Here is a 24,887-nt window from a genome sequence, read left to right on the forward strand (position 1 = left end):
AATTTCTCCATTTTTTATGTAATTCGTTCAGTATTAAGACCTTAATACTTTTTATAATGGTGTTCCACATTTTACAAATTTCAATATAGCAATTAGACAGCTTTTATAAAAGCGGATAATCATTAAAAATTTTATGTCATTTCAACATAATCATGATGTATATAAATAAATTAATAGTGCTCGTCGGTAGGTAATAAGAGCTTCAATTTTTAGAACATTCACATCTTTCGAATGAAATACATAGTATTTAAGTACTAAATAGCATATGCTATTCAGATCGAAAAAAATATATTTCGATATAAAGGGTGATACAAATAATCATCCAACATACTATAAATACACTACTACGAAGGGTACTGATATCGGCATCAAACAATGCTGAACAGTTCAAACATATTACATGAAAAATAATATTAATTCGGTTTCTAAAGCCGTTAAATTAGCGCTTTTTGCAACAGCTGCATCTAGCGTAATGTTATCTTCTAATGTTTCAGCACAAGCTGCTGATGCTAACGTTGAAGATGTTGAAAAAATCGCTGTTGTCGGTAGCCGTGCGGCACCTCGTTCTGTAGCAGAATCCCCAGTACCTATCGATATTATCGGTGGTGAAGAACTAGCAAAAGCGGGTAATACCGATATGTTAGAGATTCTTAAAGGCGCAGTTCCCTCTTTAAATGTACATACAAACCCTATTTCAGATGCAGCTACATTAGTTCGTCCAGCGAACTTACGAGGCTTACCTTCTGATTCAACATTAATTTTATTAAATGGTAAACGCCGTCACCGTTCTTCAGTCATCGCATTCTTAGGTGGTGGTATTAATGACGGTGCTCAAGGCCCTGATATCTCTGTTATTCCAAGTGTTGCAATGAAGCAAGTTGAAGTATTACGTGACGGCGCAGCTGCACAATACGGTTCAGATGCTATTGCTGGAGTAATGAACTTCGTACTTAAAGACGATGCTGATGGTGGTACTATTTACGCAAAAGCTGGTCAATATACTGACGAAGGCGAAAATATGACAGAAGTCGGCGGTAACGTCGGTATGCCATTAACAGATGATGGTTTTGTTAATTTATCATTTCAGTACAAAAACTCTGATGCGACAAGTCGCTCAGTTCAACGCCCTGATGCAGCAGCATTTAATGAAGCGGGTTTAAATGTACCAAACCCAGCACAAATTTGGGGTTCTCCAGAAGTTAAAGATGACATTACATTGTTCATGAATGTCGGTTTAGACTTAGGTAATGATAGTGAAGCTTACATGTTTGGTAACTACTCTGAGCGTGATGTTCGTGGTGGTTTCTATTATCGTAACCCACATACGCGTGGTACAGTATATTCATTAGATGGTGGCTCTACCCTTCTAGTAGGTGATTTGACACCTGGTCCAGTAGGTCAAGTGAACCCTGGTCTTGGTTTAGGTGATGGCATTAGCTGTCCAACCATTCCAATCACATCTGGTAACGTTACGACTCAAGCTGACTACATTTCTGGTGTAGCTAACGATCCAAACTGTTTTGCGTTCAATGAAATAATCCCAGATGGTTTCACGCCTAACTTTGGTGGCAACATCACCGATACATCACTTACTATGGGTACTAAAGGTGAGTTCACTGACGGTGCATTATCAGGCGTGCTATATGACTTCTCTGGTTCAGTAGGTCGCAGTGAATCAGCATTCTTGATTTTCAACACCATCAACGCATCTTTAGGTCCAGATACACCACGTGACTTTGCTCCTGGTAAATATATTCAACTAGAGAAAAACTTCAACGCAGATTTCGTAAAATTTGTGGATATGGGTTTATATGATGACGTTAATTTAGCTGCCGGTCTTGAGTGGCATGAAGAGTCATTTGAAGTGGTTGCAGGTGATGAAGCATCATTTGCAGTGGGTCCTTTAACATCACAAGGCTTTGGTATTGGTTCAAATGGTTTCCCTGGATTCCAACCTGCTGCAGCTGGTGTATTCACTCGCCGTAATGCTGCCGCTTATATCGATGCTGAATTACCGATGACTGAAGACTTATTAGTCGGTGCAGCGTTGCGTTTTGAAAATTATGATTCATTTGGTTCTACCACGAATTATAAAATCTCTGCGCAATACAATGCGACTGATGACCTATCATTCCGTTCATCAATCTCATCTGGTTTCCGTGCTCCAACAGTAGGTCAAGCTAACGTTTCTAACGTACAAACCAACCTTGATGGTGGTGTATTAGTAGATTCAGCATTGTTACCGCCAACGAACCCAATTTCAGTTCAATTAGGTGGTTCTGAACTACAGCCAGAAGAGTCACAAAGTTACACATTAGGTGCAGTTTACTCTGCAGGTGATTTATTCTTAACAGTTGATTACTATAACATTGAAGTTACTGACCGAATTTCACAGTCAGATAAAATCAATCTTACAGCAACTGATAAAGACGTTCTTCGTGCAGCAGGTGTACCAAACGTTGATAGCCTTCAGCAAGTATCTTTCTTCACCAATGACTTTGATACCACTACTCAAGGTTTAGACGTTGTAGCTAATTACAATGCTGAAGTATTAGATGGTGATGCAGTATTTAGTTTAGCGTATAACTGGAACGAAACTACGGTTGATAAATTCTCAGATATCACGGGTGCATTTAAAGTAAAACGTCTTGAAGAAGATCTACCTAACCATCGTGCAACATTAACATGGGCTCAGTCATGGGATAATGTTAATGCATTTACACGTGTTAATTACTACGGTGAATATCAAGGTGTTCACGTAGATTATGATGCAACTGCAATTACTGCTAGCTCATCATTTACAGTAGATGCTGAAGTAAGTTATAACTTCACAGACACCTTAGTTTTAACGGTGGGTGCACAAAACTTACTTAACAAAGAAGCTGAGCGTATTAATATCCCAGCAGCTCAAGGTATTCCAAATAACAACTGGGGTGGTGTATATTACGAAACATCGCCTTATGGGTTTAATGGACGTCTTGCGTATGCGAAGGTTGCTTATAACTTCTAAGACAACAAATTATGTGATTGCATCAATATGATTGCATTTCACAGAATATAGCGTAAGGTCACTTAGCAATAAGTGACCTTTTTTTATGAATATGAATTTACTAGAACGTGGTGCGCATGCACTAGAACATCAAGACTATACATCTGCATATCAGGCTTACCGAACGATATTGAATGAAGCATCTCAGTATTCAGCGACGCAACTAGGAAAAGCACATTATGGACTAGGTTATATTGCTCAGCTTCATCATGATTGGCCTAACGCAATTGACGCATTTCAACATGCCTGTAAATTCTTACCCGAAGAGTCTGCCCCATTACTTGGTTTAGCAAATGCCTTTAATGCTGTGTTAAGTGATATTGATGCCCTAACGACGTTAAGATATGCGCATGAACGCTTTGGTAGCGATGACAATGTGAGTTATGCCTATTTACAACAAACCATTACCATGGGTAAAACGGACACGAGTTGCCGTCTTATCAAGCAGCTCTTATCTTCCAAACAGAATGAGTTATTTGCAATGGTATTACTTGATGCCATAAAACTCGATCAAGGTTTAATAGAAAATCAACACATTCAACGTGCATCAGCATTAATTAAACATTATCAAGCACTCCCACAACCTAACCAACCCCTTACATTGGCGTCTTTATTCTATGCGTTAGGTGAATTATCGTATCAAACTCATGACTTCGTCATCGCACATAAATATTGGCAGCAAGCTAATACATGTCAACGTTCTCTATGTGATTTTAACACACAAAATATGGTACCTTATTTTGAGTCATTGTTAGCGCTGACGCATGTTGAAAACGTTTATCATGAACGAACAGTAATCCCATTTACACCAATATTTATCGTTAGTTTACCGCGAACAGGTTCAAGTTTATTAGCACATCAATTAGTTCAACATGATACTGATCACATTGCTAATGCTGGAGAAGTGACATATCTCAGTGAAATTGTAAATTGGCTTTGCCAACAGACACAACACCCCTATCCGGCCTGTTTAGCTCACTTGACGCCTACCTTAATTAATACTGCAAGAAACATGTACGCACAACGTATCGGCATACATCGTCATAATACTGCGTTTATTATTGATAAGCTGCCTGCCAACTTTCAGTCAATTCCAATGATTGTACGTTTATTTCCAGAAGCGCATATTATTCATTTGACGCGAGCTTACGCCAATACTGCCATGAGTATTATGAGAAATAGTTTTGGTGCAAATGAACCCTATTTTTGTGATGAAGAAGAATTATTTATATACATGAATCATTACCATCAAACGATGATGCATTTTACTCAACTCTACTCAGAACATATTATTCCGGTGCGTTATGAAGCCTTAGTTCAAGACCTAAAGGATGAACTAGAGATGATTTTCACAAGATTAGGGCTTATATTAAACGTAAAAATGGACAAAGATCATCCAGCTATAACAGACACTAGTATCCGCACTCTCAGTGCTTTACAAGCAAGACAACCAATTTATCAAACCTCGATTGAACTAGCCCCTTATTGGCAGTCGCACTTTATGAGATTTGATCATATATCTACAGCACATAAAAAACCCACCTAAAGGTGGGTTTTAATTAACATTTAACAACTTAGTTAGTTAGATCGTCGAAGAACTTTTTCACACCATCAAAAAAACCTTGTTCCTTTGGACGATGCTTTTTAATTGAATCACCCATAGATTTATCAAATTCTTCAAGTAATTCTTTTTGTCTACTCGATAAATTGACCGGTGTCTCGATCACAACTTTACACATTAAATCACCTACAGATGAACTACGAACCGATTTAACACCTTTACCACGTAAGCGGAACATGCGACCAGTTTGTGTTTCTGAGCTTACTTTCAATTTCACTTTACCATCTAAGGTAGGTACTTCGATTTCTCCACCTAAAGCAGCCGTCGTAAAGCTTAAGGGGACTTCGCAATATAAGTTATTACCATCTCGTTGGAAGATCTTATGTTCACGCACATTGACTTGTACATATAAATCGCCAGCCGGAGCCCCCTGTTCACCGGCTTCACCTTCGCCAGATAAACGAATACGATCCCCCGTATCCACACCCGGCGGGATTTTAACCGATAAGGTTTTGGTTTCTTCTACACGGCCTTGACCACGACATGGTGAACACGGATCACCAATGACTTTCCCTTTACCGCCACATGTTGGACATGCTTGTTGAACAGCAAAGAAACCTTGGCGCATCTGTACTTGACCATTACCATGACACGTTGAACATGTTTTCGCAGAGGTGCCTTTCTTCGCGCCAGAACCATTACATGGTTCACATTCGACCATTGTCGGCACGCGAATTTCAACTTCTTTACCTTTTACGGCTTCTTCTAAAGATAATTCTAAGTTGTAACGTAAGTCACTACCAGAACGAGCTCGAGCACGACCACCACCAGAACGACCGCCACCAAAAATATCACCAAATACGTCACCAAAAATGTCACCAAAATCAGCGCCACCGCCGCCACCTTGGTAGCCACCGCGTGATTGATCAAATGCTGCATGACCGTATTGGTCATAGGCACCACGTTTTTGATCATCGGTTAAAATCTCATGCGCTTCTTGGATTTCTTTAAACTTCTCTTCCATGCCTTTATCACCTTGCGTTCTATCAGGGTGATATTTCATCGCTAATTTCTTGTACGCCTTTTTAATTTCGCGTTCGGTAGCAGATTTGCTAACGCCAAGCACTTCATAGTAGTCACGTTTTGACATAATGGATATTTACTCTAATTAGTTACATACAAAAGCGCAACGGGAGACCCAATTGCGCTTTTTTCGTTCTTTCACTCATGACCATTGCTGGTTTAAGCGCTGTTTAAGTCGACTTATTTTATGTCGTCTTTTACTTCTTCAAACTCAGCGTCAACCACATCATCATCTGCTTTTGCAGATGACTCAGCTTGACCTTCAGCAGCAGCTTCTGCTTGTGCCTGAGCTTGTGCCATTTCCATTAACTTAGAAGAAGCTTCGATAAGGGCTTGAGTTTTTGCTTCAATCTCTGCTTTATCTTCACCGCGAGTCGCTGTTTCTAATTCGCTGATAGCCGCTTCAATTTTTTCTTTCTCATCAGCTGGTAAAGCATCACCTGCTTCTTCAATCTGCTTTTTAATACTGCCGGCCATACCATCTGCAGAATTACGCGCCTGAACTAATTCTTCAAATTTCGCATCTGCATCTTTGTTTGCCTCTGCGTCTTGAACCATTTGTTCGATTTCTTCATCAGATAAACCTGAAGAAGCTTGGATCGTAATTTTCTGCTCTTTACCTGTATCTTTATCTTTCGCAGATACGTGTAAGATACCATCAGCATCGATGTCAAAGGTAACTTCAATCTGAGGCTGACCACGGCCTGCTGGACGAATCCCTTCAAGGTTAAATTGACCTAAAGATTTGTTACCTGAAGCTTGCTTACGCTCACCTTGTAATACATGTACTGTTACTGCAGATTGGTTATCTTCAGCAGTAGAGAATGTTTGACTTTTCTTCGTTGGAATAGTCGTATTCTTTTCAATCAGTGCCGTCATTACGCCACCCATTGTTTCGATACCCAAAGATAATGGAGTAACATCTAGTAATAGCACGTCTTTAACATCACCTGATAGTACACCACCTTGAATCGCTGCACCGGTAGCGACTGCTTCATCAGGGTTCACATCTTTACGCGGCTCTTTACCAAAGAAATCTGCCACATACTTCTGCACTAATGGCATACGTGTTTGACCACCTACCAAGATGATATTATTAATATCAGAAACAGATAAATCAGCATCCGCTAATGCTTGCTTAACTGGGTTAAGTGACGCTTTTACCATGTCTTCAACTAATGATTCTAATTTAGCACGTGTTACCTTAATCGCTAAATGCTTAGGACCAGATGCATCTGCAGTGATGTATGGTAAGTTAACTTCTGTTTGCTGAGCAGAAGATAATTCGATCTTCGCTTTTTCGCCAGCTTCCTTAAGACGCTGCATCGCTAATGGATCTTTGCGTAAATCTACGCCCTGATCTTTCTTAAATTCTTCTACTAAGTAGTTGATAACACGGTTATCGAAATCTTCACCACCAAGGTGTGTATCACCATTAGTCGCTAATACTTCAAATGTGTGTTCGCCATCGACTTCATCAATTTCAATGATTGAGATGTCAAACGTACCACCACCTAAGTCATAAACGGCAACAACGTTTTCACCGCCTTTAGTGTCCATCCCGTAAGCTAATGCCGCCGCAGTTGGCTCATTAATAATACGTTTCACTTCAAGACCCGCAATACGGCCAGCATCTTTTGTTGCTTGACGTTGTGAATCGTTAAAGTATGCAGGAACGGTAATTACAGCACCGGTGACTTCTTCACCTAAGAAATCTTCAGCTGTCTTTTTCATCTTCTTTAAGACTTCTGCAGAAATTTGTGGTGGTGCCATCTTATCGTTGTTAGCTTCGACCCATGCATCACCATTATCCGCTTTAATAATGTTAAACGGCATGATATCGATATCTTTTTGCACTTCTTTGTCTTCAAAACGACGACCAATTAAACGCTTAATCGCGAATAATGTATTTTGAGGATTCGTTACCGCTTGGCGTTTCGCCGGTGAACCTACTAAAATTTCGCCTTCATTTGAATATGCAATAATAGAAGGAGTTGTGCGGTCGCCTTCTGCATTTTCAATGACTCTTGCTTTGTCGCCGTCTAAAACTGCAACACATGAATTGGTTGTACCTAAATCAATACCAATGATTTTACCCATTGTCTTACTCCGAATAACTGTTCAATAATGTCTATACTTTTAATGGGGTTATTATGAATACTTTCAATACCCGCTATTAAAAATTCTCTAATTTTTTGCTTCTGTATCTTGTGTTGGTGCTTTTGACACCATCACCATTGCTGGGCGTAACAAACGACCATTAATCACATACCCTTTTTGCATTACTGCAAGGACGGTATTAGGAGCAACATCTGCAGATTCTTGCATTGACATTGCTTGATGTTGGTCTGGATTAAATGCTTCACCTTCTGGGTTAAGTACCTCTAATCCGTTTTTTTCAACCGTACTGATGAATGACTTTTGAGTCATATCAATACCATCTAAAATTGGCTTTAACGTTTCATTTTCACGATCTGCAAAACGAATTGCATTTTCTAAATTATCAATTACTGGCAATAAATCGCCTGCGAAACGCTCTAACGCAAATTTACGTGCCTTTTCAATCTCTGCTTCGGCACGTCGTTTAGCATTTTCACCTTCTGCAACAGCTCGTAATGCCCCATCTTTTTGATCAACAAGGGCTTGTTTAGCCGCCGCTAGCTCATTTTCTAACTCAAAAATTCGCGCTTGTTCTGGAGATAATGTTTCTACATTGTCACTTTCAACATTCGCCGTCTCGTTATCAATCGTCACAGACTCTTGTGTCTGTTCCTGATCTGTTACTTCTGGTGATGCCTCGGGGTTATTTTGGTCATCTGAGTGCTCGTGTTGATCGCTCATGCGTCCTCCGTCAAATCTATTAATGTATCATCATAACTGTTTGTTGGATTATTAATGGGGATAGATCCAATCCCTTCAAGGGTACTAAGAGAATTTTTGTTATATTTTTTAGGTTTTATCTTCTCTGCTCATAAATTTAATTACTATGCATCGTTGTTCTATATATTTATTCAGATATTATTGTTAATATTTTTTGATATCTAAGAACATAAGGATAATTGCGATGGCAATTTTTGGGACTGAGTTTATGCCAGAGATGGCATTAACCTCCTACGACAAAGATGGTTGGACTAAGCCACAGCATGTGAGTGCAAACAGTATTTCAATGCACCCTGGCGCGCATGTTTTGCATTACTCGAGTACCTGTTTTGAAGGCTTGAAAGCTTTTTCACATGCTGACGGTAGTATTAATATTTTTAGAATGGATCAAAACCTCAACCGTTTTGAACAAAGTAGTCGTCTTTTATCATTACCTGATATCGATAAACAACAAGTTTCAGATATGATCATTGAAATTGTTCACAAATATAAAGCTGATGTACCTAAACCTCCAGGCTCTATGTACATTCGACCAACTCACATAGGTACAGAGCCTTCTATAGGCAAAGCTGCGGCAGCTTCATTGACTTCATTATTGTATGTTTTACTTTCTCCCGTCGGTGATTATTTTGCTGGTGGTGCCAAACCATTACGTATTTTATTAGACGAAAAAGGGGTTAGATGCGCACCTCATATGGGAATGATAAAAAGTGGTGGAAACTATGCAAGTGCGTTGGGTCCTATCTTAGCGGCAAAAGAATCAGTTCAGGCAGATCAAATCTTATTTTGTCCAAATGGTGACGTCCAAGAGACGGGGGCAGCAAACTTCATCCTAATTGATGGTAACGAAATTATCACCAAAGCATTAGATTCATCATTTCTACACGGGGTCACCCGTGATTCCATACTTACTATTGCTAGGGATATGGGAATGACTGTGAGTGAACGAGATCTCAGTGTGAGTGAATTACTTGAGCGAGCTAAAAAACCAAATATAGAGGCGGCATTATCTGGTACAGCTGCTGTACTCACACCTGTAGGGACATTCATTCATAATAATGAAGAACATAAAGTAGGCACTGGAGAGGCTGGACCAACAACGCTTAAATTACGACAAACGCTTAATGATATTCAATGGGGTCGACAAAAAGATACACATAACTGGTTAGTTAAAGTGTAGTTTTATTATTAATAGTATTTATGATCGCTATTACAACATTTCTATTAATTCATTATTATTTTTTAGCTATGATTAATACAATGTTGTAGTAGTGTGATGATGTATAAACAATTTGTTTTTAATGTTCTTAAATCCTTTTCACATACCCACTATATTACTTTAATAATCTGCGTTTAATTATTTGATAATGTGATCAAATTACTTGCTCACACCTTTACGGACACACTTACTATGCATATCTATGTCGACGCTGATGCCTGCCCTAACTTAATTAAAGACATTCTTTTTCGGGCAGCGCAGCGCACTAAAATTCATTTAACGTTAGTGGCTAACCAATCAATCAAGAAACCCGCTTCGGCATTTATTCATATGTTACAGGTACCTCAAGGTTTTGACGTGGCAGATGATGAGATAGTTAAACGAGTTGAAGCAAACGACTTAGTCATCACAGCTGATATCCCCTTAGCTGCTGAAGTTATAGAAAAATCAGCGATTGCATTGAACCCTCGTGGTGAGCTTTACACTACACATAATATTCGTAGTATTTTAAATATGCGAGATTTTATGGATACCATGCGCTCAAGTGGCGTGCAAACAGGTGGTCCCCCTCCTATATCTCAAACTGAACGACAACAATTTGCAAATGCTTTGGACCGTATCTTAGCAAAAGCAAGCTAATTCATACATTTAAGGATAAAACATGACTCACACAGTATTTATCACTGGCGGTGCAAGTGGCATTGGATTTGGTATCGCAGAATTTTTAGGACAACAAGGTCATCGCATATTAGTCGCTGACATTAATGAAAAAGCAGCGAACAGCGCATGTGAAAAGTTACATCTTCAAGGCATTTCATGTCGTCCTGTTATTTTAGATGTCACAGATGCGGCAGCAATTAGCCAATTACCGACAACATTGCATGATGAAACTATCGACATTCTAGTAAATAATGCAGGGATCCAACATGTTTCTAAAATTGAAGATTTCCCTCCTGAAAAATGGCAGCTACTAATTAATATTATGCTCGTCGCGCCAGCGATGTTAACACAAGCATTATTACCGGGTATGCGGGCTCGTAATTATGGTCGAATTATTAATGTCGGCTCTATTCACTCAGTTGTTGCATCTCCATACAAGTCAGCTTATGTTGCGGCGAAACATGGCCTGTTAGGTTTTGCCAAAACCATCGCTCTTGAAACCGGTGAGCATAACATTACCATTAATACACTCTGCCCTGCTTACGTAAAAACCCCATTAGTTGAAGCTCAAATCACCAAGCAAGCTATAGAAAATGGCATATCAGAAGAAGATGTTGTAAATAAAATCATGCTTGAACCTATGCCTAAAAAAGCATTTATTGAGATAAGTGAATTAGCACTAACAGCACACTTTTTAATCTCTGATGGTGCGAAAAACATCACGGGGCAAACCTTAATTTTAGATGGTGGCTGGACTGCCCGCTAATTAAAGACTGATCGTGGTGTTGGCATTAATTTAGGTTAATGATACATTCGCCTTTACTGCATTAAATGGAATGAAACAATGAAGTACGCCACTGTCGGCCTTATTGGCAAACCCGAACATGAAGGCACACATGTCAGTCTGACTGCCTTGACACATTATTTACATGCCAAAGGGTGTCGCGTATTAATTGAATCTCGCCTCCATGAAGAAATGGACGATGACCGTTTAACCAGTGCTGAACTCGTCACTATTGGCCAAGAAGCAGATTTAGCCATTGTTGTTGGCGGTGATGGTAATATGCTCGGCGCGGCACGAGTACTTTCCAGATTTGATATACATGTGGTGGGGGTTAACCGAGGTAATTTAGGTTTTTTAACTGATATTAATCCTGACGATATCAACACCGATTTAGACGCTATATTTAGCGGCGAAGGTATCATTGAACAGCGTTTTTTGTTAGAGGTAGATGTATTTAGGCATGAATCACTAAAATCAACTAACGTGGCTGTGAATGAAGTGGTTCTCCACCATGGTAAGGTGGCCCACATGATGGAATTTGAGGTCGATGTGAACGGTAAGTTCATGTTTTCTCAACGTTCCGATGGTTTAATTGTAGCAACGCCAACAGGCTCAACGGCTTATTCTCTTTCCGGTGGCGGCCCTATTTTAATGACGTCATTAGAAGCATTAACCCTGGTTCCTATGTTCCCCCACACACTCACTTCGCGTCCTATTGTTGTTGACGCAGATAGTAAAATTAGCTTGCGCGTATCCAAAGTAAATTCTGATAATTTGCAGGTCTCTTGTGACAGTCATATTGTGTTAAGTATTTTACCTGGAGATGAAGTGGTCATCCGAAAATCTCCCAACCAACTCAATCTTGTCCACCCCCCGTCGTATGATTATTTCAACGTATTACGTACTAAGCTAAATTGGGGCAGTAAACTTTATTGATAACGGATCTTGCATGAAAGACAAATACTGTATATATTTACACATATTGTATATTTACACAGTGGTTTAAACATGCTTTTATCTTTATCAATTGAAAATTTTGCCGTAGTAAAATCAGTCCACGTTGATTTTAAACAAGGATTATCAGTCGTAACAGGTGAAACCGGTGCTGGTAAATCCATTGCAATTGATGGGTTAAGTTTATGTTTAGGTGCCCGTGCAGACGCCAATGCGGTTCGTAAAAACGCAGACAAAGCCTCAGTCATCGCCGAATTTGATATCCAAACGTTACCTAAAGTAAAACAATGGTTATCTGACCTAGAGCTGATTCAAGAAGAAGCGCCCAATGAATGCACTATAAGACGTGTCATTTCAGCTGAAGGCCGCTCAAAAGCATTTATTAACGGTAAAACGGTAACACTAAGTCAATTAAAAGTACTTGGGCAGTGGTTGGTCAGTATCCATGGTCAACATGCACATCATCAATTATTAAAAGCCGATGCTCAATTGCAACTACTTGATCAATTTGCCAATCATCCCGAGCTACTTACCAGTGTAAAATCCAGTTTTGAGCAATACCGTCAAACCAAACAGCAATTTGATCAACTTACCGCTACTCAGCAACAAAGACAAGACCGCTGTCAACTTCTCAGTTATCAAGTTGAAGAATTAGATATTTTTGGATTACAGCAAGGTGAATTTGAACAATTAGAAATTGAATTTAAACGGTTATCCAACTCACAAACCTTGCTTGAAGAAGCACAAATGAGTTTCTATCGTTTATATGAAAACGACGAACACAATGCTCTATCACTTGTACAAAAGTGTGTTAATGAGCTTGAACAATTAGAAACTCATGATGCGACCCTCGCTCCGATAGTGGGTATACTTAAAGACAGTGCGATTAATATCGAAGAAGCAGCGAATGAATTACGTAGCTACTGTGATGAATTAGATATTGACCCTATGCGTATGCAACAAGTCGAACAGCGTTATCAACAAGCGATGGATTTCGCGCGTAAACACAATGTCATGCCTGAAGATTTATACGAAATCCATCAAGCGTTAGCTGCTGAATATGCTGAACTGCAAGCATCATCTGGATCATTAGATGAACTTGCAGCACAAGTTCAATTGGAGCTAGATACATACTTGGCACAAACGGCCCTACTAAGTCAGTCCCGACAATCTGCAGGTGAAACATTGGCTCAACATATTATCGAATCGGTTGCCCAAATGAACATGGAACACACTCAACTTAAATTTGCCGTTAACTATGATACTTCTCAACCTCTCCAAGCAAATGGACTAGATACTATACAAATTCTGGTTACCACCAACCCAGGTCAACCGATGGATGTGATTGAAAATGTGGTATCCGGTGGTGAATTATCACGTATCGGTCTAGCAATCCAAGTAATTACATCGCATTTAAACCAAGTACCTACGTTGATTTTTGACGAAGTTGATACTGGTATTAGTGGTCCTACTGCGGCAATAGTAGGCAGTTTATTGAGAAAGCTAGGCAATAGCACGCAAGTGATGTGCGTAACACATTTGCCTCAAGTCGCTGCCCAAGGGCATCAACAGCTGTTTGTGAATAAGCTTACTGATGGTGAAACGACTGAGACTACTATGCGCGAGTTAAACGACGAACAACGTGTTCGTGAATTAGCCCGTCTATTAGCTGGTGACACTTTAACCGATAGTGCTATCGCAAACGCTCAAGAAATGTTGCAGAAAGTCAGCTAAAGCACATTTAAAGGCAATATGTAGTGAGTTTATACAGATATATTCAGGTTTGAACTAATAAACGGTTGAATGGTCATAAGCACTGATATAGCATTCGTCTGTCAACAAAATACTAACTAGGCTTTAAATGAAACTATCTCCTCTAATTCTGTGTCTTGTCGCTATGATTTCTATATCTGGCTGTTCTAACTGGATATTCAGAATCGATATCCCTCAAGGCAATTACCTCGATGATCGTGATGTCCAAAAACTACGCATTGAGATGACTAAAGAACAAGTTGAATTCGTGTTAGGTAAACCTATCATCACAGACAGCTTTGATCCTAATACTTGGTATTATGTGTACGAAATGAAACGTGGAATGACGACCCGCGGGGAAGATTTCCGAAAAGAACTAGTGATCACATTTACTGATAATAAATTGGTGTCTGTAGAAGGTGATTTTGAATTATCGCCTGATTTTAGTACTCCACTAGGCTAACAAATAAGTGATAGTTACGGTACAAAACAGCTAACCATAACTCACTATCTTTATTTATTAAAAAAGCTTGGCTAAACACCAAGCTTTTTTAATATTTTATCGAGAACCGCCTGTTCCAGCCCGGGTTCTACCTAGATTGCCTTTCTTAGCGTTGTTTCGATTAGCCTGTGGCTTACCGTTATTTGGCTTACGACGTGAAGTGCGTTTGGTATCATCAGATGCTGACTCACCTTCACCTTTGATTGGGGCTTTGGCGTTGCGGTCTTTGTGCTTTTTAACTGACTTACGCATACGTGATAATTTTGTATGGTTTAATTTATTATCATTAACCCCGACAAGCGTTTCTGTTTCAGGTGGCAATTGCACCTGCTTTCTCAGTGCATTCACATCATTAAGTTCCAATTCAATCCATGCACCTTGTGGTAAGCGTTTTTGCAATGATAAAGGACCATAACGTAGACGTATTAAACGTGATACTTGTACCCCTTGAGATTCCCATAATCGACGGACTTCTCGATTACGACCTTCCGATAAGGACACGTTATACCAAGCATTAATACTTTCTTCTTCATTGGGTCGAGCAATAATTTTAGTAAACTTTGCTAAACCGTCTTCAAGTTCAACACCTGATTCCAATAATTTCAGTGTTTTCGGCTCCACTTCACCAAATACCCGAACTGCATACTCACGTTCAACTTCATGCCGAGGGTGCATCAAGCGATTAGCTAACTCACCATCATTGGTAAAAAGTAACAGTCCGGCAGTGTTCAAATCTAAACGGCCTACGGCTATCCAACGACCTGATTGTATATTTGGTAAACGGTCAAAAACCGTTTGTCGCCCAAGCGGATCAGTACGCGAACATAATTCACCTTCGGGTTTGTTATACATCAGCACTCGACAAACAGGTGCTTTTTGATCGCGTTTCAGGAGATGACCATCAACACGAATTTGGTCGCTAGGTTCAACACGATCACCTAAAGTAGCGATGGTACCATTAACCGAAATGCGACCTTGTTCAATCCAAGTTTCCATCTCACGACGGGAACCAACACCTTGGTTGGCTAGGACTTTTTGTAATTTATCTGACATTAATATATGTGCTCTTTTAATGGTAGAGATGCGTTCTTTTCATCTAAAACCAATGGTTGTTTTTCATTATCTAATATTACTTAAATTACACAAAAGGACTGATATCGCCCGACCCTTCGCGTAAAATGACGACTTCACCTTCTGACAAATCAATTACGGTGGTCGGATGTTCTCCTAAATAGCCACCGTGAATAATCAAGCCAACACGACGCTCTAACTGCTCGCGAATCGCTTCAGGATCAGATTCTGCCGTAGTCTCTCCAGGTAAAATTAACGTGGTTGACATCATCGGCTCGCCTAGCTCTTCTAAAATGGCTAAAGCGATTGGATTATCAGGTACGCGGATCCCGATAGTTTTACGTTTAGGATTCTGTAAACGCTTTGGTACTTCTTTTGTGGCTTTAAAAACAAACGTATATGGACCAGGAGTATTATTTTTCAGGATCCTAAACGCGACATTATCGACGCGTGCATAATCCGATAATTCCGATACATCACGACACATCAAAGTAAAATTATGGGTTTTATCAAGCTCACGAATTCTGCATACTTGTTCTAAAGCCGATTTATTATCCATCTGACAGCCAATGGAATAACCAGAATCCGTCGGATAAACAACGACTTCGCCTTGTTTAATCAACTCGACAGCTTGCTTAATTAATCGAGCTTGAGGATTATCTGGATGAATGTAAAAAAATTGACTCATAAATATTCCTTATTAAAAGATGCTAGACACGGCCAATCTTGCCATAACGGCGTAAGCTTGGCGCTAATATCTAAGCGTTTTCCTAATTCAGACCATCGACTAGGAAAATGAAAATCCGAACCAACCACTGCTTTTAAGTCATATTCTAGCGCAAGTTTTGCTAACAACTCTTTCTTCGTGGGTTGCATATTAGGATGGGTGACTTCCATTCCATCACCGCCTAAGGATTTAAATTCAGATAATAATCGTTTTAGCCATTTAGTTTTCATATCATAACTGGCAGGATGAGCAATTGCAGCAACTCCGCCGGCCTCATGAATCCATTGAATAGCAGTCGCTATATCGATCCATTGCGCACTCACAAAAGCACGCTTATCTTTACCTAAATATTTAGTAAAAGCACCTTGAAAACTCGACACTTCACCACGTTCCAATAACACCTGAGCAATATGAGCACGCGTAATTTGCCCTTGACCGACTTTCACCATGGCATCATCAAATACATTTTCTATGCCGCACTTTGCTAATTTAACGCAAATTTGTCGAGCTCGGTCGACTCTAGTGCGGGTTTGTTCTAGTAAACGTTGCTGCAATTGCTCATCATGCTCATCAAAATGTAAGCCTAATATATGGATATCAAAACCATGCCAGCGCGTGGTTAATTCTATACCTGAGATAATTTCTAAATGACGCTTTTCTTGGGCTTGGGCATGACGTGCTTCAGCTAACGCTTGAGTCGTATCATGGTCAGTAATCGCAAGTACATCCAGTTGCATTTGATGCGCACGTAAAACTAGCTCTGCAGGGGATAAATGCCCGTCAGAATAATACGTATGTGAATGTAGATCGATTTTCATGGTCATATTTTAAATAAAGGTTGACATCAACAAGGGTTTTGTTAAATTCATAAAAATATTATACATCAATTGTTGAACGTTAAACGATTGGTATTTAAACAAAATTTAAGACGAGAGCATTAATGAACTCTTCAGTACAAACAACTACAATCATGAATTGGTGGTGGCAGTCCCTCTAGGGCTGTTTGTGCGCGTCTATGTGTCATAAAAAAAGCCCGAGATTTCGGGCTTTTTTTATGCTTATTTTTTATCTACAGTTTTTAAAAGGGTTTAGGTCAGATGAGCCAACCGCAACAGCACTCGTTAGGAACGGTTCATAGTCAAACGTATGTGATTGATTATGTTGCAGATCCTCTTTCAAGTTACTTTGACGTCACCCATGATACTGCGCATACTTTATTGTTGGAGTCGGCTGAAATTGACAGCAAAGACAATTTAAAAAGTATTATGTTATTAGATGCATGTGTGCGTTTTGAATGTTTCGGTTTAACTGTCACTGCACAAGCATTGAATGTTAATGGCACACAAGTATTAAATATGTTGAATGTGGTATTGGCATCCAATCTTGCTCAAAAAACCAACGACACATCAACATATACCTTCACGTTGCCAGATTCACAAGCTGACGAGGATACTCGCCTAAAGTCTCGTGGTGTATTTGATGTGTTACGCACTTGTATTGAACAGTTCAAACATGACGTAAATGAGCCCCTATCGGTATTCTTAGGCGGATGTTTTGCCTATGATTTATTAGGTACAGTAGAAAATTTACCCGCAGTGCCAGATGGCGCAAATACATGTCCTGATTTTGTGTTTTATCTTGGGCAAACCTTATGTGTCATTGATCACAAAGCTAAAAGTACTTCATTAATCAGTAACCTTTTCACTTACACTCCACATACTGAAGACCAAGTTTCTGCAGCAAACGCAATTCAAGATGACATTAACAGTAATAATGCGTCACTTGCATTATTTGAAGCACAACAAACACAACGAATCGCTCAACTGACTGAACAGTTACTCACACCACCAACAAAGCTGACTGAACAAAAGAAATTAGTGAACACGACCGTGTTAGAGGCATCGGTGAATGTTGATAAATCAGATGAAGAATACTGTAACGATGTCGACTTTTTAAAAGAACATATTCTGGCTGGAGACATTTTTCAAGTAGTCCCTTCAAGAACCTTCAGTTTACCGTGTCAGTCTCCTATTCTAGCTTATCAACATTTAAAACAACTCAATCCGTCTCCGTATATGTTTTTTATGCAAGATTTTGATTTTGCTTTATTCGGTGCATCACCAGAATCTGCTTTGAAATATACCGCATTGACTAACCAAGTTGAAATTTACCCTATCGCAGGCACACGCCCTAGAGGGAAACGCAATGATGGGTCAATCGACCATGATTTGGATAGTCGTATTGAACTGAATTTACGTGAAGATTTAAAAGAAAAATCCGAGCATATTATGTTAGTGGATTTAGCCCGAAATGATGTCGCGCGCGTGTCTATTCCGGGTACTCGTCATGTCAAAGAATTGCTTAAAGTGGACCGTTATTCTCACGTCATGCACTTAGTGTCTCGTGTTGTGGGTCAATTAAGGGAAGATTTAGATGCGTTGCATGCTTATCAAGCTTGTTTAAATATGGGGACGCTAGTCGGTGCACCCAAAGTCAGTGCAGCAACATTAATTCGTCAGGTTGAAAAACAACGCCGTGGCAGCTATGGCGGGGCTGTAGGTTATTTAGATGGTCAAGGCAATATGGATTCGTGTATTGTGATCCGATCTGCCTTTGTTAAAAATAACATGGCGCATATCCAAGCCGGTGCCGGTGTCGTGTATGATTCTGTTCCACAAAATGAAGCAGACGAAACTCGAGCCAAAGCTCAGGCGGTAATTAAAGCGGTGTTGTTAAGCCAGCAGGAGCCATGCAAATGAATAATTTATCCGTAGTGATGCTCGATAATGTCGATTCTTTTACCTATAACTTGGTGGATGAATTACGTACGTTAGATGTCGATATGCATATTTATCGCAATACGGTCAATGCCAACACGATTTTTCAAGTCATGGAGCGCTTAAGCCAGACTCGAAATGTGTTGTTACTGCTTTCGCCAGGCCCAGGAGCACCACATGAAGCGGGTTGCATGCTAGAGCTCATAGCAAAAGTTGCTGGTCGCTTTCCAGTATTAGGAATTTGTTTAGGACACCAAGCGATTGTCGAACATTTTGGTGGTATAATTTCCCGCGCCGAAGCAGTTATGCATGGTAAATCTTCAGCAATTACACATTGTGGAGATAAAATGTTTAGCGGTTTTGATCAACCTTTGCCTGTTGCACGTTATCATTCTCTCATGGCATCGACATTACCTGAATCTATTTCACTGTTAGCACAAGTGAATGGCATTCCTATGGCGGTATACCATGAAAATGACAATATGTTAGGGTTTCAATTTCATCCAGAGTCGATTTTAACCCACCAAGGTAGCCATTTATTAGCTAGTAGTATTGAGTTTTTAATTGCTCAACAAGGAGAGCTCACACATGAATGATATAAATTCCGTTTTAGAGACCCTCTTTACGCAAAAAGATTTAGATCAGCACCAAGTCGAAAGCCTATTTGGTGACGTCATGCAGGGACATGTAGATGATATCCACCTCACTGCCCTGCTTACTGCACTTAAAATTAAAGGCGAGACGCCTGATGAAATCGCAGGTGCCGCCCAAGCCATGGTTAACCATGCTACTGTGTTTGACCGTCCAGATTACCCATTTGCAGATATTGTCGGCACAGGTGGTGATGGACATAACACGATTAATATATCCAGTGCTGCCAGTGTGGTCGCAGCAAGTTGTGGGTTAGCTGTTGCTAAACACGGTAACCGTAGTGTTTCAAGTCAATCGGGCTCAGCAGATCTGTTTAATGCATTTGGCGTGAAATTAGATGTGTCACCTAGCACAGCACGTCACAGCCTTGACGAAAGTCAGTTATGTTTCTTATTTGCTCCGGTTTATCATGCTGGTGTTAAACACGCGATGAATGTCCGTACCACACTAAAAACACGTACGTTATTCAATGTCCTTGGACCATTAGCGAATCCGGCTAAACCGACGCATTCAGTCATGGGTGTTTACACTCCTGAGTTGTTGATCCCATACGCACATACATTACAACTGCTTGACCACCAACAAGCTTTAGTTGTGCATGGCTCTGGGTTAGATGAATTTGCTTTACACGGACCAAGCCATGTCGTGCAAGTTAATGGTGATGAGTTAACCGAATATGAAGTTGAACCTAGCGATTTTGGGCTAGAAAGTTACCCACTATCAGCGATTGTAGGCGGCTCGCCAGATGAAAACAAAACCGCTATCGAACGCGTTTTTGCTGGTGAAGGCGCGGCTGCACATACCGCAGCTATTGCAATGAATGCGGGTGCGTTGTTGTTTTTAGCAGGTAAAGCAACCTCCTTTAAAGCAGGATCAGACATGGCGTTAGCGTCGATTGCTGCAGGTAAACCACTGGAAACAATTAAACATGCGGCTCAATTGAGTCAGCAAAATATTTCACAATAACGAATTGGAATCATAAATTAATATGCAAAATGTCCTTGCCAAAATCGTTGATGATAAACGTATAGAAGTAGCAGCAAGAGAAGCTGAGTTGCCACTGGATAGCTTTAAAGCCCAGTTAACACCATCAACCAAAAGTTTTTATGATGCACTAAATAAATCCAACGCGGGTTACATTTTAGAATGTAAAAAAGCATCTCCGTCAAAAGGACTGATTCGTCCCATCTTTGATTTAGATGAAATTCTCGAGTCATATTTAGAAATTGCGGCGTGCCTATCGGTATTGACCGATGAAAAATACTTCCAAGGCACTTATGAATACCTTGAATACGTGACAGGTAAAGTGGATATTCCGGTATTAAACAAAGACTTTTTTGTGAATGAATATCAGATTTATCTTGCTCGTCACTACCACGCTGACGCAGTACTATTAATGTTATCTGTGTTAGATGATACAACCTATACGCAACTCAGTGAATGCGCAGCAAATCTAGGTTTAGATGTGTTGACTGAAGTTAGTAACGAAGAAGAAGCACGCCGTGCTGTGGCACTAGGTGCAAAAATCATCGGTATTAATAACCGTGATTTACGTGACTTATCCACGGATTTAGCCACCACAGAACGTTTAGTTCCGCTGTTAAATGAATTAGGTCATACTGGGTTACTCATTTCAGAATCCGGTATTTATACGCGTGCTGATATCGCCCGTTTAGCCCCTCATGTTAATGGTTTCCTTGTCGGAAGCGCGCTAATGGCACAAAATGATTTAACCAAAGCCGTTCGCCAGTTAGCCTACGGTGCCGTGAAAATTTGTGGGATCACCGATCCGCAACAAGCACTCGCTATTAGTGCTCAACCCGTCTCTTATATGGGGTTGATATTTGCACCGAAATCGAAACGCTGTATTACTATTGAACGCGCACAAGATATTGTTGAGACTGCACCATTTAATTACGTGGGCGTGTTTGTTAATGAGTCTATTGATACCATTGTGTCATATGCGAAACTGTTACACCTTAGCGCCGTGCAATTGCATGGCAGTGAAGATCAAGATTTTGTGACTCGTTTACGGGGCCAGTTACCCGAATATTGTCAAATATGGTTGGCATTAGGTGTGGATGGAAATTTACCTTCACTCACCTATAACGACGTAGATTTGTTACTATTAGACTGTCAGGTCACTACCCAGGATAACATTGAAAAAGGGGGTACCGGACAGCAGTTTGATTGGACTGTATTAAACGAGATTGAAGATAAATCAAAAATTGGCTTGGCGGGTGGATTATCACCGGCCAATATTACCTCTGCATTAGCGACTCAAGTGCAGTTATTAGATGTTAATTCAGGCGTAGAAAGTGCACCTGGTGATAAATCACTTTCACACATCACTCAATTGTTTTCACAATTGCGCACCTATTAATCGAGTGAGACACTATGAATAATTTAGAAAGTAAATTTGGTGATTTTGGCGGTATGTATGTACCTGAGCTCTTGATCCCTGCCCTTGACCAATTGGAACAAGCGTTTATCGACGCACAACAAGATCCTGAATTCCAAGCTGAATTCATGTCGTTGTTAAAAGATTACGCCGGTCGACCTACTGCGATGACCTTGTCACGTAATTTGGTGTCTAACCCACTAGTCAAATTATATCTTAAACGTGAAGATTTACTTCACGGTGGTGCACACAAAACCAACCAAGTACTGGGTCAAGCCTTATTAACTAAGCGTATGGGCAAAACTGAAGTCATCGCTGAGACTGGCGCGGGTCAACACGGTGTTGCAACCGCCCTTGCCTGTGCATTATTAGGTTTAAAAGCGCGTATTTATATGGGTGCCAAAGACGTAGAACGTCAGTCGCCGAATGTCTTTAGAATGCGTTTAATGGGTGCTGAAGTCATTCCTGTCAATGCAGGATCAGGTACATTAAAAGATGCCGTTAATGAAGCCATGCGTGATTGGTCAGCTAACTATGACAAAGCGCATTATTTACTAGGTACGGCTGCGGGCCCTCACCCTTTCCCAACCATTGTACGTGAATTTCATCGTATGATTGGTGAGGAAACACGTGCACAAATTTTAGAGAAAGAAGGCCGATTACCTGATGCAGTAGTGGCTTGCGTCGGTGGTGGTTCAAATGCGATTGGTATGTTTGCTGATTTCATTGATGAGCCTAGCGTTCGCTTAGTGGGAGTTGAGCCTGCGGGTAAAGGACTACACACCCATGAACATGGAGCGACCATTTGTACCGGTACCAAAGGTATTTTACACGGGGCGTTTAGTTATATTATGCAAGATGCTGATGGTCAAATTGAAGAGTCATATTCAGTTTCTGCGGGGCTTGATTACCCTGCAGTGGGTCCTCAGCATGCTTATTTATCAGATATTGGTCGCGCCGAATATGTGGCAGCCACCGATGAAGAAGCACTTAATGCATTTAAATTATTAGCCCGTAAAGAAGGGATCATCCCTGCGTTGGAATCATCACATGCATTGGCACATGCTCTAAATATGGCCGATGAAGCAACCGAAGAAACGATTATCGTATTAAATTTATCTGGACGTGGTGATAAAGATCTTGCTCACGTTACACAAGTGTTGGGGGATGATATCTAATGGCACGCTATGAAACTATGTTTACCCAGTTAGACGCGAAAAACGAAGGCGCGTTTGTGCCATTCGTGATGTTAGGTGATCCTGATAAAGCCACTTCATTACAAATCATTCAAACGTTAATTGATAATGGGGCAGACGCGCTTGAATTAGGTTTCCCCTACTCTGATCCTATCGCCGATGGTCCTACTATCCAAGCGGCGAGCATTCGCGCGTTAGGAAATGGTAATACCCCGTCAGAGTGTTTAGATATAATTGCAGATATTCGCCGTGATAACCCTGACATTCCAATTGGTTTATTACTGTATTCAAATCTTGTGCTTGCGCGTGGTATTGATACGTTCTACGCACAAGCCAAAGCGAGTGGCGTTGACTCAATACTCATTGCTGATGTGCCATTGCGTGAAGCAAAGCGCTTTATCGATGTGGCAAGTAGTAACGAGATTGACCAAATACTCATTGCTCCGCCGAATGCAACTGAAGAAACATTACAAGCAATTGGTCAATTATCTAGTGGTTATACTTATCTGTTAGGTCGTGCAGGTGTTACTGGTGCAGAAACTGCAGCGGAAACGCCGGCCAGTGAATTAATTGAAAAATTAGCTAAACATAAAGTAGCTCCACCCTTACTAGGCTTCGGGATCTCAACGCCAGAACAAGTAGCGCATGCAATTCACTCAGGCGCAGCTGGTGCAATTTCAGGGTCGGCAACCGTCAATATTATCGCTAAGCACCTTGATAACACGCCAGCGATGCTAAGTGAGCTAGGTGAATTTGTTCAGTCAATGAAAGCGGGTACAAGCAAAGCTTAACCTAGCTCCATTTAAACAAAGGAAATATTATGTGGTATAGCATTGTCGCTGAAGATCACCCCGGTACATTAGATGCGCGTTTAGCCGCGCGTCCTGACCATTTGGCACGTTTAGTCGCGCTAAAAGATGCCGGAAAACTATTTGTTGCAGGGCCAAATCCTGCTATCGATGCAAACGACCCTGGCCCTGCTGGGTTTACTGGATCTTTGGTAATTGCTGAATTTGATTCACTCGAGGCTGCACAAGCTTGGGCTGATGCCGATCCTTATATTGCTGCTGGTGTCTACGCCAAGGTCAGTGTTAAACCCTATAAAAAGGTATTACCCTAAGCCCTATTTAGCAGAAGAGCAATTTCTGTTGAAATAGCCCTTTTGCTAAAGCTAGGAAATTTATTCTCATGGATATTTTTATTGATGACGGGGTTTACCTCGATGATAGCAGCATTGATATGCAAGCTATGCGTGCTCAAGGCGCAGGCGGCCAAAACGTCAATAAAGTGTCATCTGCTATCCACTTAAAATTTAATATTCATGCGTCAAATCTACCTTACCGTTACAAGCAAGGTTTGCTTAAACGTAAAGATTCAAGGATCACTGAAGAAGGGATCTTAGTGCTTAAAGCACAGAACCAACGCACTCAAGAAGCGAATAAACGTGATGCAATTGAACGCTTGGTTCGGTTGATTAGAGGAGCTGGTGTGGTTCAATTACCGAGAAAGGCAACCCGACCATCTCGCTCTTCAGTGCGTAAACGTTTAAATAGCAAAACGAAACATGGTTTACAAAAACAATTACGAGGCAAAATATCAGTGGAATGATAATTTACCTTC

Annotated in this window: 22 protein-coding genes; 16 read left to right on the forward strand and 6 right to left on the reverse strand. The window is 40.6% G+C overall.

The window, feature by feature from the left end; all coding sequences use genetic code 11:
- The first annotated feature begins 400 nt into the window (after nt 1–400).
- Entirely contained in the window at nt 401–3,010 is a 2,610-nt protein-coding gene (locus G2999_RS01220) for a TonB-dependent siderophore receptor (RefSeq protein ID WP_010177907.1), read from the forward strand.
- A gap of 85 nt (nt 3,011–3,095) precedes the next feature.
- On the forward strand, nt 3,096–4,595 hold the full coding sequence (locus tag G2999_RS01225) for a sulfotransferase (RefSeq protein ID WP_010177909.1): 1,500 nt from the start codon (nt 3,096–3,098) through the stop codon (nt 4,593–4,595).
- A gap of 28 nt (nt 4,596–4,623) precedes the next feature.
- On the opposite strand, the gene dnaJ is transcribed toward G2999_RS01225, so the two are convergent.
- The 3 genes from dnaJ to grpE all read right to left on the reverse strand — a co-directional run bounded on the left by dnaJ (nt 4,624) and on the right by grpE (nt 8,534).
- A complete protein-coding gene (dnaJ, locus tag G2999_RS01230) occupies nt 4,624–5,760 on the reverse strand; it encodes a molecular chaperone DnaJ (RefSeq protein ID WP_010177910.1) in 1,137 nt (378 codons plus the stop codon).
- A gap of 113 nt (nt 5,761–5,873) precedes the next feature.
- Entirely contained in the window at nt 5,874–7,793 is a 1,920-nt protein-coding gene (gene dnaK / locus G2999_RS01235) for a molecular chaperone DnaK (RefSeq protein ID WP_010177912.1), read from the reverse strand.
- A gap of 87 nt (nt 7,794–7,880) precedes the next feature.
- Nucleotides 7,881–8,534, reverse strand: coding sequence for a nucleotide exchange factor GrpE (grpE, locus tag G2999_RS01240; protein WP_010177914.1), 654 nt, complete (start codon nt 8,532–8,534; stop codon nt 7,881–7,883).
- A gap of 223 nt (nt 8,535–8,757) precedes the next feature.
- Here grpE and G2999_RS01245 point away from each other — a divergent pair, with 223 nt between their 5' ends.
- The 6 genes from G2999_RS01245 (at nt 8,758) to G2999_RS01270 (ending at nt 14,405) form a co-directional block, all read left to right on the forward strand.
- Complete coding sequence (locus tag G2999_RS01245; RefSeq protein ID WP_010177916.1) at nt 8,758–9,753, forward strand: branched-chain amino acid aminotransferase; 996 nt, start codon at nt 8,758–8,760, stop codon at nt 9,751–9,753.
- 231 nt (nt 9,754–9,984) lie between these two features.
- Nucleotides 9,985–10,431: a YaiI/YqxD family protein gene (locus G2999_RS01250; protein WP_010177919.1), complete on the forward strand. Its 447-nt coding sequence runs from the start codon at nt 9,985–9,987 to the stop codon at nt 10,429–10,431.
- A gap of 22 nt (nt 10,432–10,453) precedes the next feature.
- Nucleotides 10,454–11,218, forward strand: coding sequence for a 3-hydroxybutyrate dehydrogenase (locus G2999_RS01255; protein ID WP_010177921.1), 765 nt, complete (start codon nt 10,454–10,456; stop codon nt 11,216–11,218).
- Between the two features lie 78 nt (nt 11,219–11,296).
- Complete coding sequence (gene nadK / locus G2999_RS01260; RefSeq protein ID WP_010177923.1) at nt 11,297–12,172, forward strand: NAD(+) kinase; 876 nt, start codon at nt 11,297–11,299, stop codon at nt 12,170–12,172.
- A 72-nt stretch (nt 12,173–12,244) separates the two neighbouring features.
- Complete coding sequence (gene recN / locus G2999_RS01265) at nt 12,245–13,924, forward strand: DNA repair protein RecN (protein ID WP_010177925.1); 1,680 nt, start codon at nt 12,245–12,247, stop codon at nt 13,922–13,924.
- Between the two features lie 127 nt (nt 13,925–14,051).
- Nucleotides 14,052–14,405, forward strand: a complete 354-nt coding sequence (locus G2999_RS01270; protein ID WP_010177928.1) for an outer membrane protein assembly factor BamE — start codon at nt 14,052–14,054, stop codon at nt 14,403–14,405.
- Nucleotides 14,406–14,501: 96 nt separating this feature from the next.
- Here the strand turns inward: G2999_RS01270 and rluB are convergent, their stop codons facing one another.
- The 3 genes from rluB to G2999_RS01285 all read right to left on the reverse strand — a co-directional run bounded on the left by rluB (nt 14,502) and on the right by G2999_RS01285 (nt 17,060).
- The gene (gene rluB, locus G2999_RS01275) at nt 14,502–15,497 is read right to left on the reverse strand and encodes a 23S rRNA pseudouridine(2605) synthase RluB (protein ID WP_010177930.1); all 996 of its coding nucleotides are present in this window, start codon (nt 15,495–15,497) and stop codon (nt 14,502–14,504) included.
- An 85-nt stretch (nt 15,498–15,582) separates the two neighbouring features.
- Nucleotides 15,583–16,203, reverse strand: a complete 621-nt coding sequence (locus G2999_RS01280; RefSeq protein ID WP_010177932.1) for an L-threonylcarbamoyladenylate synthase — start codon at nt 16,201–16,203, stop codon at nt 15,583–15,585.
- Nucleotides 16,200–17,060 (reverse strand): PHP domain-containing protein, encoded by an 861-nt coding sequence (locus tag G2999_RS01285; RefSeq protein ID WP_010177934.1) that lies wholly within the window; start codon nt 17,058–17,060, stop codon nt 16,200–16,202. Before G2999_RS01285 ends, G2999_RS01280 begins: the two co-directional genes overlap by 4 nt.
- A gap of 279 nt (nt 17,061–17,339) precedes the next feature.
- Between G2999_RS01285 and G2999_RS01290 the strand changes: the two genes are divergently transcribed.
- From G2999_RS01290 to arfB, 8 genes are all read left to right on the forward strand, one after another.
- Nucleotides 17,340–19,001 carry an anthranilate synthase component 1 gene (locus tag G2999_RS01290; RefSeq protein ID WP_010177936.1) on the forward strand — a complete coding sequence of 554 codons (1,662 nt, stop codon included), beginning with the start codon at nt 17,340–17,342 and terminating at the stop codon, nt 18,999–19,001.
- A complete protein-coding gene (locus G2999_RS01295; RefSeq protein ID WP_029257314.1) occupies nt 18,992–19,615 on the forward strand; it encodes an aminodeoxychorismate/anthranilate synthase component II in 624 nt (207 codons plus the stop codon). Before G2999_RS01290 ends, G2999_RS01295 begins: the two co-directional genes overlap by 10 nt.
- Nucleotides 19,608–20,636, forward strand: coding sequence for an anthranilate phosphoribosyltransferase (gene trpD, locus G2999_RS01300; protein WP_010177940.1), 1,029 nt, complete (start codon nt 19,608–19,610; stop codon nt 20,634–20,636). The genes G2999_RS01295 and trpD overlap by 8 nt, the downstream gene beginning before the upstream one ends.
- A 22-nt stretch (nt 20,637–20,658) precedes the next feature.
- The gene (trpCF, locus tag G2999_RS01305; RefSeq protein WP_010177942.1) at nt 20,659–22,053 is read left to right on the forward strand and encodes a bifunctional indole-3-glycerol-phosphate synthase TrpC/phosphoribosylanthranilate isomerase TrpF; all 1,395 of its coding nucleotides are present in this window, start codon (nt 20,659–20,661) and stop codon (nt 22,051–22,053) included.
- Between the two features lie 14 nt (nt 22,054–22,067).
- A complete protein-coding gene (gene trpB, locus G2999_RS01310) occupies nt 22,068–23,249 on the forward strand; it encodes a tryptophan synthase subunit beta (protein WP_010177943.1) in 1,182 nt (393 codons plus the stop codon).
- The gene (trpA, locus tag G2999_RS01315; protein ID WP_010177945.1) at nt 23,249–24,058 is read left to right on the forward strand and encodes a tryptophan synthase subunit alpha; all 810 of its coding nucleotides are present in this window, start codon (nt 23,249–23,251) and stop codon (nt 24,056–24,058) included. The genes trpB and trpA overlap by 1 nt, the downstream gene beginning before the upstream one ends.
- A 29-nt stretch (nt 24,059–24,087) precedes the next feature.
- The gene (locus G2999_RS01320) at nt 24,088–24,387 is read left to right on the forward strand and encodes a YciI family protein (protein WP_010177948.1); all 300 of its coding nucleotides are present in this window, start codon (nt 24,088–24,090) and stop codon (nt 24,385–24,387) included.
- A gap of 68 nt (nt 24,388–24,455) precedes the next feature.
- On the forward strand, nt 24,456–24,875 hold the full coding sequence (arfB, locus tag G2999_RS01325; protein ID WP_010177950.1) for an alternative ribosome rescue aminoacyl-tRNA hydrolase ArfB: 420 nt from the start codon (nt 24,456–24,458) through the stop codon (nt 24,873–24,875).
- Nucleotides 24,876–24,887 lie beyond the last annotated feature (12 nt).

This window comes from Glaciecola sp. HTCC2999, from assembly GCF_000155775.1.
Classification (GTDB): Bacteria; Pseudomonadota; Gammaproteobacteria; order Enterobacterales; family Alteromonadaceae; genus Opacimonas.